Annotated in this window: 14 protein-coding genes and 1 pseudogene; 7 read left to right on the top strand and 8 right to left on the bottom strand. The window is 65.9% G+C overall.

From position 1 onward, the window contains the following. Positions 1–3: 3 nt before the first annotated feature. The 5 genes from CR105_RS25150 to CR105_RS25130 all read right to left on the bottom strand — a co-directional run bounded on the left by CR105_RS25150 (position 4) and on the right by CR105_RS25130 (position 7,420). On the bottom strand, positions 4–948 hold the full coding sequence (locus CR105_RS25150) for a diguanylate cyclase (RefSeq protein ID WP_099793369.1): 945 nt from the start codon (positions 946–948) through the stop codon (positions 4–6). After that, on the bottom strand, positions 948–4,751 hold the full coding sequence (locus CR105_RS25145; protein WP_099793367.1) for a response regulator: 3,804 nt from the start codon (positions 4,749–4,751) through the stop codon (positions 948–950). The genes CR105_RS25150 and CR105_RS25145 overlap by 1 nt, the downstream gene beginning before the upstream one ends. Positions 4,752–4,756: 5 nt before the next feature. Beyond that, complete coding sequence (locus tag CR105_RS25140; RefSeq protein WP_180288307.1) at positions 4,757–5,758, bottom strand: ABC transporter substrate-binding protein; 1,002 nt, start codon at positions 5,756–5,758, stop codon at positions 4,757–4,759. A gap of 85 nt (positions 5,759–5,843) precedes the next feature. Next, positions 5,844–6,596 (bottom strand): PAS domain-containing protein, encoded by a 753-nt coding sequence (locus tag CR105_RS25135; RefSeq protein ID WP_099793363.1) that lies wholly within the window; start codon positions 6,594–6,596, stop codon positions 5,844–5,846. Next, positions 6,593–7,420 (bottom strand): alpha/beta fold hydrolase, encoded by an 828-nt coding sequence (locus CR105_RS25130; protein ID WP_099793361.1) that lies wholly within the window; start codon positions 7,418–7,420, stop codon positions 6,593–6,595. Before CR105_RS25130 ends, CR105_RS25135 begins: the two co-directional genes overlap by 4 nt. A 395-nt stretch (positions 7,421–7,815) precedes the next feature. Here CR105_RS25130 and CR105_RS25125 point away from each other — a divergent pair, with 395 nt between their 5' ends. Together CR105_RS25125 and CR105_RS25120 are read left to right on the top strand one after the other, a co-directional pair. Then, on the top strand, positions 7,816–9,213 hold the full coding sequence (locus CR105_RS25125) for an MBOAT family O-acyltransferase (RefSeq protein ID WP_099793359.1): 1,398 nt from the start codon (positions 7,816–7,818) through the stop codon (positions 9,211–9,213). 8 nt (positions 9,214–9,221) lie between these two features. Further along, complete coding sequence (locus tag CR105_RS25120; protein WP_131021839.1) at positions 9,222–10,445, top strand: alginate O-acetyltransferase AlgX-related protein; 1,224 nt, start codon at positions 9,222–9,224, stop codon at positions 10,443–10,445. Here the strand turns inward: CR105_RS25120 and CR105_RS25115 are convergent. Then, positions 10,442–11,335 (bottom strand): LysR family transcriptional regulator, encoded by an 894-nt coding sequence (locus CR105_RS25115; protein WP_099793355.1) that lies wholly within the window; start codon positions 11,333–11,335, stop codon positions 10,442–10,444. The two genes, CR105_RS25120 and CR105_RS25115, sit on opposite strands and share 4 nt — an antisense overlap. A 177-nt stretch (positions 11,336–11,512) precedes the next feature. Between CR105_RS25115 and CR105_RS25110 the strand changes: the two genes are divergently transcribed. Genes CR105_RS25110 through CR105_RS25100 form a run of 3 tightly spaced genes read left to right on the top strand, consistent with a single transcriptional unit; the run spans position 11,513 to position 13,485 of the window. Then, on the top strand, positions 11,513–12,952 hold the full coding sequence (locus CR105_RS25110; RefSeq protein WP_267873918.1) for an MFS transporter: 1,440 nt from the start codon (positions 11,513–11,515) through the stop codon (positions 12,950–12,952). Between the two features lie 48 nt (positions 12,953–13,000). Further along, a complete protein-coding gene (locus CR105_RS25105; RefSeq protein ID WP_099793353.1) occupies positions 13,001–13,273 on the top strand; it encodes a type II toxin-antitoxin system Phd/YefM family antitoxin in 273 nt (90 codons plus the stop codon). Next, positions 13,270–13,485, top strand: coding sequence for a type II toxin-antitoxin system RelE/ParE family toxin (locus tag CR105_RS25100; protein WP_229414122.1), 216 nt, complete (start codon positions 13,270–13,272; stop codon positions 13,483–13,485). Before CR105_RS25105 ends, CR105_RS25100 begins: the two co-directional genes overlap by 4 nt. Positions 13,486–13,496: 11 nt before the next feature. Here the strand turns inward: CR105_RS25100 and CR105_RS29720 are convergent. Next, positions 13,497–13,730: pseudogene (locus CR105_RS29720) on the bottom strand (hypothetical protein); the annotation flags it as partial. Positions 13,731–13,830: 100 nt separating this feature from the next. Here CR105_RS29720 and CR105_RS25095 point away from each other — a divergent pair. Further along, entirely contained in the window at positions 13,831–14,418 is a 588-nt protein-coding gene (locus CR105_RS25095; protein ID WP_099793351.1) for an NnrU family protein, read from the top strand. Between the two features lie 10 nt (positions 14,419–14,428). Continuing rightward, a complete protein-coding gene (locus CR105_RS25090; RefSeq protein ID WP_099793349.1) occupies positions 14,429–14,881 on the top strand; it encodes a DUF488 domain-containing protein in 453 nt (150 codons plus the stop codon). Here the strand turns inward: CR105_RS25090 and CR105_RS25085 are convergent. Beyond that, entirely contained in the window at positions 14,857–15,474 is a 618-nt protein-coding gene (locus tag CR105_RS25085) for a CHRD domain-containing protein (RefSeq protein WP_229414121.1), read from the bottom strand. The genes CR105_RS25090 and CR105_RS25085 overlap by 25 nt on opposite strands. Positions 15,475–15,613: the final 139 nt, after the last annotated feature.

The raw sequence follows: 15,613 nt of genomic DNA, 5'->3' as shown, positions 1-15,613 counted from the left end.
CGCTTACAGCGCGGCGCCGCAGACGCGTGCGCGACCCTCGCGTTTTGCCCGATACAACTGCGCATCGGCCGCTTGCACCAGCGCCGTCTCGACCAGTTGGCTGGGCGCGCCGATGCCGGCGACGCCGACGCTGACGGTGACGATGCCGCCGAGCGCCGCATCGGCGTGCTCGAGCGCCAGCGCGCGCACCCCTGCCTCGATCTCTGCCGCCTTCACCAGCGCGCCCTCGAAGGCGGTATCGGGCAGCAGGCAAGCGAATTCCTCACCGCCGTAGCGCGCCGCCAAGTCGTGCGGGCGGCGCATCGCCGCCTTGATCGCCGTCGCCACCGCGCGCAGGCAGACGTCGCCCTGCTGATGGCCGTAACGGTCGTTGTAGCGCTTGAAGTGATCGACGTCGATCATGATCAAAGACAGCGGCTGGCCGCTGCGCCCGCAGCGCCGCCATTCGCCGCTGAGCAAGGTGTCGAACTGGCGCCGGTTGGCGACGCCGGTCAGGCCGTCGATCAGGGCCATCATGCGCAGCAGGTCGGACTGGCGCTTGAGGGTGAGCTGGGTGTGGACGCGCGCCCGCACCACGGTGGCGTGAAACGGTTTGGCGATGAAGTCGACGCCACCGACCTCAAAGCCCTGGACCTCGTCGAGCGGATCGCTGTTGCCGGTGACGAAAATAACCGGGATGTCGCAGTTGCGCGGGTCGCGCTTTAGCAAATCGCACAGCGCATAGCCGCCCATGCCGGGCATAACCACGTCGAGCAGGATCAGGTCGGGCGTGCGGCGGGCGCAGAATGCCAGCGCGTCGGCACTGTTGACGGCCATGCAGACCTCGTAGCGGTCCTTGAAGATCGCGTACAAGGTCTGGATGTTGCTTGGTTGGTCGTCGACCACCAGCAGCAGCGGCGGCGGCGCATCGATGGCAAGCCGGTCGGCCAGATAATGAAAATCTTGCATCAGGTCGATTCCTTGCGAAGGTAGTTGCTGTGGTTCAGTGCCGCCTGGAAGTCCAGCGCGGCGATGGCGCCGGCCAGCGGATAGAGGCGATCGCCAAGCTGGGCGCCATAGTCTGCTTGCAGTGTACCAAACACGGCCAGCGCACGCATGTTGGCCTGGTCGAGCAAGGGAGCGAGTTCATCGAGGCAGGCGGTGAGGCCGGCGAGCGGGAGTGAAGGCGCCGGCGCCACGGACGCGGGGCGGTTGGCCTGTTCGATCAGCTTCAGTTCTGCCTGGATGGCCGCCACTGCCTCGCGGATCGCCGTCAACGCGGCGTCACTGTCGACTTGCTCGGGCGCCTTGCGCAACTGCTGTTCGAGCGTGCCGGCGAAATGGTGCAATTCTTCGGCGCCGATCATTCCCGCCGCAGTCTTGTAGGAGTGCAGGCGATCGGCTGCCTGTTTCCATGCGCGGGCGGTAAAGCAGCTGGCCAGTTCGTCGATCAGCGCATCCGATTCGGCGGCAAAAATGCCGCTCAGGCTAAGATAGATCGAGGTGTCACCACCGAGGCGGCGCACGGCGAGGTCGAAATCGACCGCGCTGCCCTTCGGGGGCGGCAGGCGCGGCGGGCCGGCCGCCGTGGCTGCTGGCTGAGCCGGCGTAGCCCGGCACAGCTGCAGCAGCGCAGCGACAACTTGATCGACGTCGATCGGCTTGTTCAAATGATCGTTCATTCCCGCCGCCAGCGACAACTCGCGGTCGCCCTGCATCGCATTGGCCGTCATCGCCAGAATCGGCAACTGGCGCCCGCGCGGATCGGCGCGGATGGCGCGGGTGGCCTCGTAGCCGTCCATGTCGGGCATCTGGATGTCCATCAGCACGGCGTCGAATGACGCCTGCGGTGCCAGCGCCAGCCGCACCGCCGCTGCGCCGCCATCGGCCACCGTGATGACGGCGCCGCGCCTGGCCAGCAGTTCGCGCGCCACTTGCTGATTGAGCGGATTGTCATCAACCAGTAACAGCTGCAGCCCGGCCAGCGGAGTGGCAGGCGCCGCAATGCCGGCCTGCGCCGCCGCCTTCGGCAGCGTCGCTTCCCGAATCGCATCGACGAGCATCGGTGCGGTGACCGGTTTGACCAGGAAGCCGTGCGGCAGGATGCTAGCTAGCTGCATCCGCTCGGACAGCTCGGCGCGACCGCTGGCAGTGACCATGATCACCACCGGCAGCTCCTCGGCGCCACATTGATGGGCGATCCGGCTAGTCAGTTCCCAGCCATCCATGCCGGGCATGCGCCAGTCGACCAGGATGACGTCGTAGAGCGCCGATTGCGCCAGCATGGTGAGCGCTTGCGGCCCATCGGCGGCGCTGTCGGCGCGCCAGCCGAGCGCCTCGACCATGCCGGACAATACTTCGCGCGCGGCGCCGTTGTCGTCGACGATCAGCACCCGCATGATCTTGCTCGCGCGCGCGGCCGGCCACGGCAGGCGCGGCGCCGACGGCCCACCTTGCGCCGGTTCGGGCAGCGCGAGCGCGAAGCTGAATCTGCTGCCGCGGCCCGGGCTGCTCGCCACGTCGAGCCGACCTCCCATCAGCCGCACCAGCCGCTGGCTGATCGCCAGTCCCAGCCCGGTGCCGCCGAAGCGTCGCGTGGTCGATTCTTCGGCCTGACTGAACTGGTCGAAGATGGAATCGAGCTGGTCGGCGGCGATGCCGATGCCGGTGTCGGCGACTGCGAACCCGATCAGGCCGTTGGCATCGCGCCGGATCGACAGGCGCACCTCGCCGCGGGCGGTAAATTTGATGGCGTTGCCGGCCAGGTTGATCAGCACCTGGCGCAGCCGCAAGGCGTCGCCGAACAGGTGACGCGGCAAGGTCGAATCGATGCTCAGGATCAGTTCGACTTGTTTGTCGCCGACCAGCACGCCGAGCATCGACGACAACTCGCCCGTCAGCGCGGCCAGCTCGAAGCTGTGCTCCTCGAGCCGCAGTCCGTCCGCTTCGATGCGCGACAAGTCGAGGATGTCGTTGAGCAGCGCCAGCAGCGACCTGGCCGCGCCCAGCGTCTTGCTCGTATAGTCGCGCTGGATCGCCGTCAGCTCGGTGTACTCGAGCAGCTGCAGCATGCCGATCACCGCATTCATCGGGGTGCGGATTTCGTGGCTCATGTTGGCCAGGAACTGGCTCTTGGTCTGGCTGGCCGCCTGCGCGGCATCGCGCGCGGCGATCAGCTCGTGCTGACGCGCCTTGTCGATGCCGATGTCCTTGGCCAGGCCGAGGTAGCCGATGACGGCGCCGGCGTCGTCGCGCACCGCCGACATGGTCAGGCTCACCGTCAGCGCGCTGCCGTCCTTGCGCCGATACGTCCACTCGCGCGATTCCGAGCCGCCGTCCATGACGGGCGCAAATACCGCGCTATACAGGCTGGGCAGGGGGCCGCAGCTGTCGCCCAGGCTGTCGGCGCGCGCCAGCAATTCGGCGCTCTCATGGAGCAGCTCGGGCGTGCTGGCGCCGACCAGCTCGTCGGCGCGGTAGCCGAGCATCAGTTCGGCGCCGGGGCTAAACAGGGCAATAATGCCGGCGGTGTCGGTCAGGATGATGGCAAAATCGCGCGCCGCGTCGACCACGCCGCGCAGCTGCGCCAGCGCCGCCGCCTGGCCGGCCTCGGCCTGGCGCAGTGCCGTGACGTCGCTGACGAAACCGTAAAAGCCCTTGACGACGCCGTTGTCGATATCCGGAATATAGGAGAACAGCGCCTGGCGCTGCTCGCCGCCATTCAGGTCGACGAGCGATTCGAACAGCGCCGTCTCCCCCTTCAGCACGGCGCGCACGCGCGGTTCATGCAGGGCGAAACGGCGGCGCCCGACCAGATCGACCATGTTCATCCCCTGCAGCTGTTCCGGCGCCAGGCCGAGCCAGTCGTACGAGGCGCGGTTGGCGAAGCGGTTCACCAGTGCGGCATCCCAGTAGACCACCAGCGCGGGGGTGTGATCGATCACGGCCTGGACGTCGGCGCGCGCGCGCGCCAGCTCGGCCACGCTGGCCTGCAGGGCCAGCTGGGCCGCCTCGCGCTGGACGATTTCGTCGCGTGTCAACGCCTGCGTGCGCTCCAGCTGATCGGTCATGTCGTTGAAGGTGGCGGCCAAAAAACCGAGTTCGTTGGCCAGCGGCAGCCGCACGCGCGTCGCCAGGTCTCCTGTCGAGACCGCTTCCATGACGCCCTTCATTATTTCGATAGGGCGCAGCACGCGGCGCCGGATGGCGAAGCTGCCAAAGGCGATCAGGCTGCCCAGCATCACCACGTTGCCCAGCATCAGCGCCGACAACAACTGCTGTGTGCTGCTCAGTTCCTCGCGCCTCAGGCGCGTCAGTGCGAACGCATCGTCCGCCATTTCCTGTGTGACCAGGAACAGCGCGTTCATCAGCGCAGGGGCTTGTTGCGCGCCGGCCGTGCCGCCATTGACCAGCGGGGCGATCCCCGGAAGCGTCAACCTGGCGTAAAGGCGTTGTATCACTTCGAGGTTGCTGTGCTGGCGCGCCAACAGCGCGCGCGTCGGCGCCGAGTCCGGTTGCAGTGTCGCCAGCGCAGCGCGGAAACTGTCGATCCGCGCGCGCCACTGCGCTTCGGACCGGTCTTCCTGGTACATCGCAGTTTCCATGGCCATATAGAGGAAATGCGAGGTCGCACGGGCAACGACCTCTGCCTTGCCGGCGTGCGTCGCGGCGTCGCGCGCCAGCGCGCTGGCGTACAGCGTGAGCGCCAGACACAGCGCGATAGCGACGCTGGCGGCGACGATGAACCAGTTGGTTTGGCGGTGCAAGGTCATGGTGGCTACCGGATCAGCTTGATGGCGGCCGGTTGCGTCAGTGCCAGCGGGCGCACGTCGATCGCGTCGAGATAGTTCGGTACCCGGCCCGCTCGAATCAGGCCGCGTTTCATGGCCCAACGGGTCTGGTCGTCGAGCGAGAGCAGCAGCGACTGGTCGAGCGAGAGCGCATAGTCGCCGGCGCGAAACGAGGCCGCCAGTTGCTGCGGCTGCAGCCCGATGGCGCGCGCGATCAGCGCCTGGGCCTCGGCCGGGTGTTCCTGAATCGATGCGGCGGCGTCCGCCAGTGCCGACAGCGCGCGCGCGACGCGCTCCGGATGGGCGTCGAGGAAGCGTTTTTTGCCCACCAGCACGAAACGGTAGACGAACATGTCCGGCTCCATCAGCACCGCCGCATTCGCCCCGTGGGCGGCCTGGATTCGGGTCAACAGCGGGCTCCAGGCGGTGAGCGCGTCGACCTGGCCGCTGCGCAGCGCCGCATCGAACTGCTCCGGCTGGAGTTCGACAATCATGACGGCGGCGTCAGGAATGGCATGAATGGCGAGCAGCTTGTCAAGAAAATACTGTGCGTTGGTGCCTTTCACGGTGCCCAAGGTCTTGCCGGCGAGGTCGCCCGGCGCGTTAATGCCGCGGTCGAGCCGGCCCAGCAGCGCCATCGTGTGGCGCGATGCGAACACGGTCGCCACGACGGCGATTGGCTGCTGGTTGGCGCGTGCGAACATGAAAGGGACGTCGGCGACCAGCGCGAGGTCGGCCTTGTCGTCGAGCACCGACTGCAATGCTTGCTTGCCCAGGGTAAACGACTGCACCGTCACCGCCAGATCCTGCCGGCTGAACAACCCCTTGTCGCGGGCGACAAACACCGTTCCGGCGCTCATCTGGGTAGGAATGGCGATGGTGATCGATTCGGCCGCGGTTGCATCGCTGCGCTGCCACCCATACCAGCCAAGAGCGATCGCGGCGCCGGCCATCAGCAAGGGGACTGCAATACGGGACAGTGAGGGCATCGTCATTCCTGGCAGGGTGGTGCGAATTCTTGTTGGGGATTATACGTGTCGGCGCTGCGTTTCCCGCAGGGAATTTTGCCGTGCATCAGAGTGTCGCGATATGGCGCTGTTCAACCAGAAAGCAGCCATCGAGTATTCCCGCTTTCGAGCGGCTCGACAGGTAGCGTACCGACCAGGCGGGCCTGCCCGCCAGCGCCACCGTCAGCGCCGCCGAGCTTGGCGCGGCGCCCGTCAGCGCCTGCTCGAGCGCCGCCTTGTGGATGGCGCGCGAGCCCGGCTCGATCAGCGCCGGCCACGCGCCGTGCTCGAGGTTGGCACGGTGATCGCCAAGCAGGGCGGCGAAGCGCGCGTTGCTGAAGTGGCAATGGGTCGACAAGTCGAGGAAGGCCAGCGCCCGTCCGCTTAGGTCGGCGATGGCATGGGTGAAATGGTCATTTACTTCCAGCGCGCGCGTGCCCGCCTCGGCGCGGTTGCGCGCCTTGATCAAATCGGCTTCGAACAGGCTGCGCTCGCGGGCGACGAACAGCACCCACGTATAGCCCGGGTGGGCGCCATCGCTGCCGCGGCTGGCGTTAACCATCACCGGGATGCGCGTCGCGTCGCCCGCGCGCAGGTGCAGGTAGATCTCGCGGGCGGCGCCTTCACGCAGCAGCATCGGCCAGACGTGGGTCTGGAGAAAAATGCGACTCGCCGGCGGCAGCAGCTGGTCCATCAGGGCGCCCGGGCGCACCGGCGAAGCTGGGCCGAGGATGCGCAGCAGTTCGGCATTCATCTGGATGATCTTGCCGTCGTCGTCGGTGTGCAGGACGGCACAGGGAAGCTGGTCGAACAGGTTCATCGCGGCTGCGTGACCAGGCTGGCCGGCGCCAGCGACAGATAGCGGCGCATCGCCGCCACCACCAGATCCGGGTGGCTCATGTGGGCGCAGTGGCCGCTGACGTCAAGCACTTGCAGCCGGCTGTTGGCAAGATGGGCATGCAGGTAGTCTCCCACCGTGAGCGGCGCCAGGGCGTCGCGGCGATGCTGCAGCAGCAGCGACGGCACCGTCACCGCGGCAAGGTCGGCGCGGTTATCGGCGAAGAACGTTGCACGCGCAAATGTCTTGGCAGCGAGCGGATCGGTTGAACAAAAGCTCGTCGCCAGTTGCGCGCCGGTGGCGTGGGCCTGCTCGGCGCCGGCCACGATCGGCGCGAGGTACTGGGCCCAGCCGACATAGTTCTGCTCCATCATGTCGAGCAGGCCGGCGAGGTCTTCGCGCTCGAAGCCGCCGTAATAGTCCGGCGGGCAATTGAGGAAGCATGGCGACGGACCGATCATGACCATTCGTTCGAACAGGGCTGGACGCGCAATCGATGCCAGCAAGCCGATGCTGCAGCTGACGGAGTGGCCGACAAAGCGCACCCCTTCGGACAGGCCGAGCGCGTCGCATACATCGAGCAGATCCTGCACGTAGCCGTCGAGGCTGGAATAGCGCCGCGCATCGAACGGCACGCCGCCGGCGCCACTGCCCGTGTAGTCGAACAGCACTTGGCGATAGTCGCCAAACTCGCTGGTGATCTGCTGCCACATCGCCTGATTGCAGCCGAAACCATGGGCATAGATCATGGTCGGCCCGGTGTTGCCTTTGATGGTGACGCGATTACGGTCCAAGATGTCTTGCATTTGCGTCCTGTCGCGCGAAGGTGCGCGGGCTAAGGTGGTAGGTGCGCGGCTTGCCGCGGTGCGAGTTTGGCCTCGGGGATGGGGAGGCGCGGCGGGCGTCCATGCGGCGCCGAGCGCCGGACGCCTGGCGATGTTTAGCCAATGCATTGTGCAGTGGAAACTAGTATATGCCGTTCTAACCGTGCGTGTCTATCTGCGCAGGACTTCATTCGAGCCATCGCCGAGCGTTATCCGCAGCACGCAGATCGCCCGTCCGATTTCGCCTGCACGGGAACGACGTGATCTGCGCCGCTGTCGCGACGCCTTTTGCCTCATGTATAATTTAGCTATACAAAGCTTGCAAGTCTACAAGGAGACCCGCCAGAAACCCAGTGGCACTTGCACCAGAGGGCACGATGGTTTTCAGTTCCGCGGTTTTCCTTTTCTATTTCTTCCCTGCGTTTTTGCTCTGCTACTACGCGCTGCCGTGGAAAAATGCCGTCCTCCTGATCGCCAGCCTCGTCTTCTATGCATGGGGCGAACCGCGCTTCGTGCCGCTGCTGATGGCCTCCGCCGTGCTCAACTACGCCTTCGGCCGCCTGGTCGATGCAGCCGCGACCCAGCAATGGCGCTGGCGCTGGCTCGTCGCCGGCGTCGCCGCCAACCTGGCGATGCTGGCCTGGTTCAAGTACATGGGCTTCTTCGCCGATTTGCTCAAGCAGGTGGGGCTGCTCGATGACGGCCTGAAGCTGCCGGCGATCGTCCTGCCGCTCGGCATCTCCTTCTTCACATTCCAGGGCATCTCCTACCTGGTCGATCTGTACCGGCGCGACATCGCGGTGCAGTCGAGCTTCTGGCGCTTCGCGATGTACAAGTCGATGTTTCCACAGCTGATCGCCGGCCCCATCGTGCGCTACAGCCAGATTGCCGCCGACATCGACCAGCGCAGCATCGACAACACAAGGGTCTGGCGCGGCATGCAGCTGTTCGTGCTTGGCCTCGCGCAGAAAGTGTTGATCGCCAATACGGTTGCCGTCTACGCCGACCGCATCTTTGGCGTCGACGCCAGCCTGCTGACGCCGGGCGTGGCGTGGCTGGGCGTGGCCTGCTACGCGATCCAGATCCTGTTCGATTTCTCCGGTTATTCGAACATGGCGATTGGCATCGGCCACATGATCGGATTTACCTTTCCGCCTAACTTCCAGCGTCCGTACAGCGCGCGCTCGGTCACCGAATTCTGGCGCCGCTGGCACATGAGCCTGTCGTCCTGGTTCCGCGATTATGTGTACATTCCGCTCGGCGGCAATCGCGGCTCGCCGTGGCGCACCTACTTCAACCTGGCGCTGGTGTTCGTGCTGTGCGGCCTGTGGCATGGCGCGGCCTGGACGTTTGTCATCTGGGGCTGCTGGCACGGGGCGCTGCTGGTGGTCGAGCGGCTCGGCCTCGGACGCTTGCTGGCGCGCCTGCCGGGGCCGCTCGCCCAGGCCTACACCCTGCTGTGTGTGCTGCTGGGCTGGGTGTTCTTCCGTGCCGACGATGTCCCGCACACGCTGAAGTATCTGCGCGCCATGTTCGGCATGCAGGCGTCGGCCGTGGCGCCACTGGCCGCATGGCAACTGAGCTTCGGGTCATCCGCGGCAATCGCGCTGGTAGTCGGCAGCATTCTTGCCTGCTGGCGCTGGCCGGCGGCCCTGCCGCTGGGCCGTACTGCCTGGCGCGCGGCGGCGCCGGTTCTGGTGGCGGCGGGCTTTGTGCTGTGCGTGGCCAGCCTGGCTGCCGGTACCTACAATCCTTTCATCTATTTCCGCTTCTGATGCCGACCATGCGACCTGTCCGAGCCGTGTACGCCAATGCGCTGAAGATCGCCGTGGTTGCCATCTTGTCGGTGCCGGCCGTCGCGTCGCTGACGCTCGATCGCAAACCCGGCGAGGAAAACCGCGCACTGGCGAGCCTGCCGCCCATGCCGCGCAGCCTGGACGCCGGACTGAAGGCGCCGGCCGCCTTCAGCGCCTGGGTCAACGACAGCTTCGGCTATCGGGCGGCGCTGGTGGCGCTGAACAACCGGCTGCGCTTCAAGTTGTTTCGCGAGTTTCCCTCGGATATGCTGATCGCCGGGCACAACGACCGCTACTTCCTGGCCAAGCACGTTCCCACCTGGGTGCCCGCGCTCGGGATCGCCCAGGTGTGCGGCAACATGGGCAAGCCGGAAGCCGACACCCAGGAATACTTCAACGCGCTGTTTGCCGATTTTGCGGCGGCCGGCTTGCACCCGCGCCTGTTGATCGTGCCGTCGGCGCCGGTGCTTTACCCCGCCGACCTGCCTGCCAGCCTGGCGCCCAACTGCAGTCGCTCCGATACGCCGGCCGCCGTGGTGCTCGCCTCGCCGCGCCTGAATGAAAGCGCGCGCGCGCAGATTTTCTATCCGCTCGAAGAAATGCGGCGCATCAAGGACAAGGCGACCCTGTTCCCGAAAACCTGGTTCCACTGGACGGGAGAGGGCCTCGATGAGGTAGCGCGCCTGAGCCTTGAACACTTCTGGCCGCGCAATGGCGCGCCCGGTCCGGCGTTAAAAGTCGGTAGCACAGTGGCCAGGTCCGACATGTCGCACCTGGTTCCGGGCATCGAACTGGTCGGCAACATCGTCGAGCCCGACCTGGAAGCGTCCGGCATCAAGGCCTGCTTTGGCGCGCTATGTATCCCTGAGCTGGGCGACGCCGGCCAGGTACTGGGCGATATAACGCGCTTCACCAACCCTGCCGCGCCGGCGCGACGGCTGGTCATTTTGTCCGACTCGTTCGGCTCGAAAGTATCGCCGTGGTATGCACGCTATTACCGCGAGGTCGCGCAGGTGTCGACCAATAACGTCGGGGCGCTGCGGCCGGATCAGGTTGCCGCCGTCAGGGCTGCGCTGCTGAACGACCCTGCCGGCACCGACCTGCTGCTGCTGTTTCACGATGGTTCGGCGGTCCACAACGGCATCAAGCTCGGTGTCCAGCGCCTGCACGCAGCGCCGGCCGCAATCGACGGGCGCGTGAACGGTCTTTAGTGTGCCGCACAGGTATCCGTCACCACGCCACGCAGCCAGCGGTGCGCCAGGTCGGCATCGAGGCGCGGGTGCCACAGCATGGCGATGGTGATCGCCGGCGCCGGCACCGGCAGCGCGAAGCTGTGCATGCCTGCGCGCAGTCTGCCGGTTTGCCGTTCCGGCACGCTGGCGATCAGGTCGGAGTCGCCGGCCAGCGCCAGCGCACTGGCAAAGCTGCCGACGATGGTGGCGATATCGCGCGTCAGCCCGAGCGATCCCAGCGCCTGGTCGACCGGGCCCTTCTCGTGGCCGCGCCGCGATACGCTGATGTGGCGGCCGGCGGCATAGCGTGTCGCCGTGACCTTGCCGCGGCTTAGCGCGTGACCGGCGCGCACCACGCTGACGAAACGATCCTTGAACAAAGCGCGCGTGCGCACCTCCGGACTGGCCGCAGCGCCGACCACGCCAATGTCGAGGTCGACGCTGGCGTCGCGCAGCGCGGTGCTCTCCTTGTCGTCCTTTGAAACGAAGCGCAGGCGCACGCCGGGTGCTTGCGCGATGATGCGGGCGATCAGGTCGGCGCCGAAGTTTTCGACGAAGCCTTCGCGCGCGCGCACGGTGAAAGTGCGGACGAGTTGCTTGAGGTTCAGCTTTTCGGTCGGGCGCAGCACGGCCTCGGCATCCTGGACCAGCTGGCTGACGCGCTCGCGCAGTTCTACGGCACGCGGCGTCGGGACCAGGCCGCGCCCTGCGCGCACCAGCAGCGGATCTCCGGTGGTCTCGCGCAAGCGGGCAAGCGAGCGGCTCATTGCGGACGGGCTCAGGCCCAGGCGGCTGGCCGCGCCGGCGACGCTGCCTTCGGCCAGCAAGGCGTCGAGCGTAAACAGCAGGTTGAGGTCGGGGGAGGGCATGATCCGATAGTACCGTGACATGGCGTGCCGCGCACGAATAGAGTGCAATTGGTGCGTCTTCCGCCAGGTGTCGCGACAGGGTATCTTTGTGTGGCTGCTCTGATGAATGGGGTCCGCGCGTTCGTGAGGATGACGTGATTGCGGCCAGTCGTGGATTTTCGAGGAACGGAGCTTATTGTGAGACCAGTCATTGTGGAAGGCGTGTCGGCCGCCAGCGCCAGGCTTACACCGGCGAGTCGCTGGGCGCTGGCGAGCTTGTCGATGTCGATGCTGCTGTCGTCGCTCGGCACCAGCATTGCCAATGTCGGCTTGCCGGCGCTGGCGCAGGCGTTCGATGCGTCGTTCCAGCAGGTGCAGTGGGTGGTGCTCGCGTATCTGCTCGCCATCACCACGCTGATCGTCAGCGTCGGACGGCTCGGCGACATGACCGGCCGCCGCCGGCTGCTGCTGGCGGGGATCTGCCTGTTCACTGTCGCCTCGGTGCTGTGCGGCGTGGCGCCCACGCTGTGGCTGCTGATCGCCGCGCGCGCGGCACAGGGCGTCGGCGCGGCGGTCATGATGGCGCTGACCATGGCGTTCATCGGCGAGACGGTGCCCAAGGAGAAGACCGGCAGCGCCATGGGGCTGCTCGCCATGATGTCGGCCGTCGGCACGGCGCTCGGTCCCTCGCTGGGCGGCTTGCTGATCGCCGGCCTCGGCTGGCGCGCCATCTTCCTCGTCAACGTGCCGCTGGGGATCGTCACCTTGCTGCTGGCGCTGCGCTACCTGCCGGCCGATCGTCCAAAAGCGCGCACCGAGAAGGCCCGCTTCGACCACGTCGGCACGCTGCTGCTGGCGATGACGCTGGCCGCGTATGCGCTCGCCGTGACGACCGGGCGCGGCAAATTTGGATTGCTCAATGTGGCCTTGCTGGCAGCGGCCGCCGTCGGCATCTGGTTGTTCGTGCGCGCCGAGGGGAGGGCGCACGCGCCCTTGATCCGGTTGGCGATGTTCCGCGATCGGGCACTGACTGCCGGCCTGGCCATGAGCGCCCTCGTCTCGACGGTCATGATGGCAACACTGGTGGTCGGGCCGTTCTACCTGTCGCGCGCGTTCGGGCTGGAGGCGGCGATGGTGGGACTGGTGCTGTCGGCCGGGCCCGTTGCCGCCGCGCTGGCCGGCGTGCCGGCCGGCCGCCTGGTGGACGGTCTCGGCGCGCATCGCATGACGGTCATCGGCCTGGTTGGCATTGCCGCTGGCTGCGGCGTGCTGTCGGTGGCGCCGGTGTCGTTCGGGCTGGCCGGATACATCGCACCGACCATCGTCGTCACCATCAGCTACGCGCTGTTCCAGACGGCAAACAACACCGCCATCATGCTCGACGTCGGCACCGACCAGCGCGGCGTGGTCTCCGGCATGCTGAACCTGTCGCGCAACCTCGGATTCGTTACAGGCGCGTCGGTTATGGGCGCCGTGTTCGCGCTGGCGGCGTCGGCAAGCGACATCACCACGGCCGGCGTGGTTGCCGTCGCCACGGGGATGCGGGTCACGTTCGCGGTGGCGACGGGACTGATCCTCATTGGCCTTGCAATCGCCATCGCTAGCCCCGCGCTGCACAAACCGAAAACGTCGGCCTAAGTTGTCACATTTGCGCCTACAATTGAATCCTAATAAACAGGAGCAAGTATGAAGCTCACCGCGCGAGTCAAGCCGATCAGTTACCTCACTAGCCATGCTGCGGAGGTCGCTAAGGAAATAGCAGATAGCCGTGAACCAATGGTGTTCACACAGGACGGCGAAGCCAAGCTTGTCGTCATGGATGTGGCTACGTATGAGGAACAGCAAGAAACAATGGCGCTGCTCAAGATCCTGGCACTTGGTAGTCAAGAAATTGAGGAGGGCGACTTCCGATCTGACGAAGCGGTGTTCGCTGAGTTGGACAAGGACGATGACGAGTGACGTTTCGGGTTGTCTTTGTCGATTCCGCGGAGCAGGACCTCAAGGAGTTAAAGCGCTACATTGTCCGAAATTTCGGCCGCAATGCATGGCAAAACTCCTACCGTGAGATCAGAAACAGTATCGCGGCACTGAAATTGTTCCCTTTGTCAGGCAGTGTGCCGAACGAATTACGAAACTCTGCGACGCCCGTAAAGATTTGCGGACATTGCTGATAACAACGCTCTTACGACCGTGAATATAGGGCTATCAGTCGAACACGTCTGTATCGGCTTTCTGATGCGTCGATAGCCGAGTCGCGCTTGCCGAAGTAATGCGCCATCGTCCACCTGGCCTTGTCGGTGCCGTAGTACTGGCGCAGCAATTCGCCCACGGCGCCGGCGGTGCACGAGTGCGCGGCCGGATATTCGGGATGGCCCGGTGTCGTCAGGCTCGGCTTCCACGCCGCGTCGGCGATGGTGGCCGGATTGGTGGCGACATCGGCAAGGTGTTTGTCGACTCAGTGGTTGCGCCGGCCGGCGCGTTAGAATGGAACACTCAACAGACGAACGGGATACGCGATGACATTTTTGATTATTGGGCTGGTGATCTTCCTCGGCGTTCACTCGGTGCGCATATTCGCCGACGACTGGCGCCGCCAGCAAATCACGCGCATGGGAGAAAACAAGTGGAAGATCGGCTACTCCCTGATGTCCGCTGTCGGCCTGGCGCTGATCGTCTGGGGCTACGGCGTTGCGCGCGAGACGCCTGTCGTGCTGTGGAATCCACCGACCGGAATGCGCCACCTGGCAGCGCTGCTCACGCTGGTCGCTTTCATTTTGCTGGCCGCTACCTACGTGCCGCGCAACCAGATCAAGGCGCGCTTCCACCATCCGATGGTGCTGGGCGTGAAGGCGTGGGCGCTGGCGCACTTGCTGGCCAACGGCACCGTGGCCGACGTGCTGCTGTTTGGCGCCTTCCTGGCGTGGGCCGTGATGTCCTTCATCGCCGCTCGCCGGCGCGACCGCGCGGCGGCAACGACGTATCCGGCCGGCGCCATGAGCGGCACGCTCATCGCCGTTGTGGTGGGCGTCCTCGCCTGGGTGGCGTTCGCGTTCTGGCTGCATGGCCCGTTGATCGGAGTGCGGCCGTTCGGCGTGGCGATGTAAGTATGTCGGCATGAAGATCTTCACGATCGGTTTTACCAGGACGTCGGCCGAAGATTTCTTAACGCGGCTGAAGCAATCGAAGGCGCAGCGCCTGGTCGACGTGCGGCTCAATAACGTTTCCCAGCTGGCGGGCTTTGCCAAGCGCGACGATCTGCGTTACTTCGCCCGCCAGCTTTGCGGCATCGGCTACCAGCACGAGGTCGAACTGGCGCCGACCGCGCCCATGCTGGCGGACTACCGCGCCGGCCACGCCGCTTGGGACAGTTATGCCACCAGCTTCCTGCAGCTGATGGCGCAGCGACGCATCGAACAGATCGACCGCGACGAGCTGGCCGGCGCCTGCCTGCTATGCAGCGAAGACGAGCCGCACCACTGCCATCGCCGCCTTGTCGCCGAATACCTGCGCGACAAGTGGGGCGACGTCGACATCGTGCACCTTCAGGCCGGCCGCGCGGCCTTGTAGGACGAGCGTTGGCGCCAGCGCCCGGCGCCCGCCAGCGCCACCAGTCCCAGCCCCCACATCGCATAGGTCGCCGGCTCCGGGATCGGCGCCGCAACAAGGAAGCCGCGAATCTCGCCGGCCGGGTAGGCGCTGGTGTGGATATTGAAGTACGCCTCGCCCGCGCGTATGCCTTCGACCAGTTCGGTGGCCGCCAGCGCCACGGTGCCGCCGGCCGCTTCGATGAAGGCGGGGTTGTAGGTGCCTGGCGAGAGCAGGTCGAACGTCATGTCGTAGCTGCCGCTGGTGACCCCGAGCGGGAAGTCGGGGAATGCCGGCAGCGGCGTCGCCGCGGGCGCGGTGCCCGGTGGCGGCGTGCAGCAGTGGATGTGGGCGGCAACCGTCGGCGCGGTCAGGCCGGTGAAGTCGACCTGCAGGCGTATCTCGTTGAAGTTTTCGTTGATCAGCAGTGTCGCCGCGCCGGTGCCAGGCGAGGAGTTGGGTGGCGCTTCGTTCGGGCCGCTCATGGTGGCGGTGTGGTTGGTCACCTGTGAATGGGCGGTGCTGGCAAAGCCCAGCACCATCGTGGCGAGTAAGGGAGTGAGAATTTTACGCATGATGTCCTCGTTAGTGAGGCGAGCCGGCGCCCGCGATGTGGAGCAGCGAAACATGCATCGTGTCCACGTCGCCGACTGGCGCATCGAAGGACACTTAATTCTTCGACTGCGCTGCCGCGTTCTCGTTCATCTTGTTTGT

The sequence above is a fragment of the Massilia eurypsychrophila genome, assembly GCF_002760655.1.
Taxonomy (GTDB): domain Bacteria; phylum Pseudomonadota; class Gammaproteobacteria; order Burkholderiales; family Burkholderiaceae_D; genus JAFCUW01.
The sequence above is the reverse complement of the archived record's forward strand: the minus strand, read 5'-3'. Positions and strand labels throughout refer to the sequence as shown.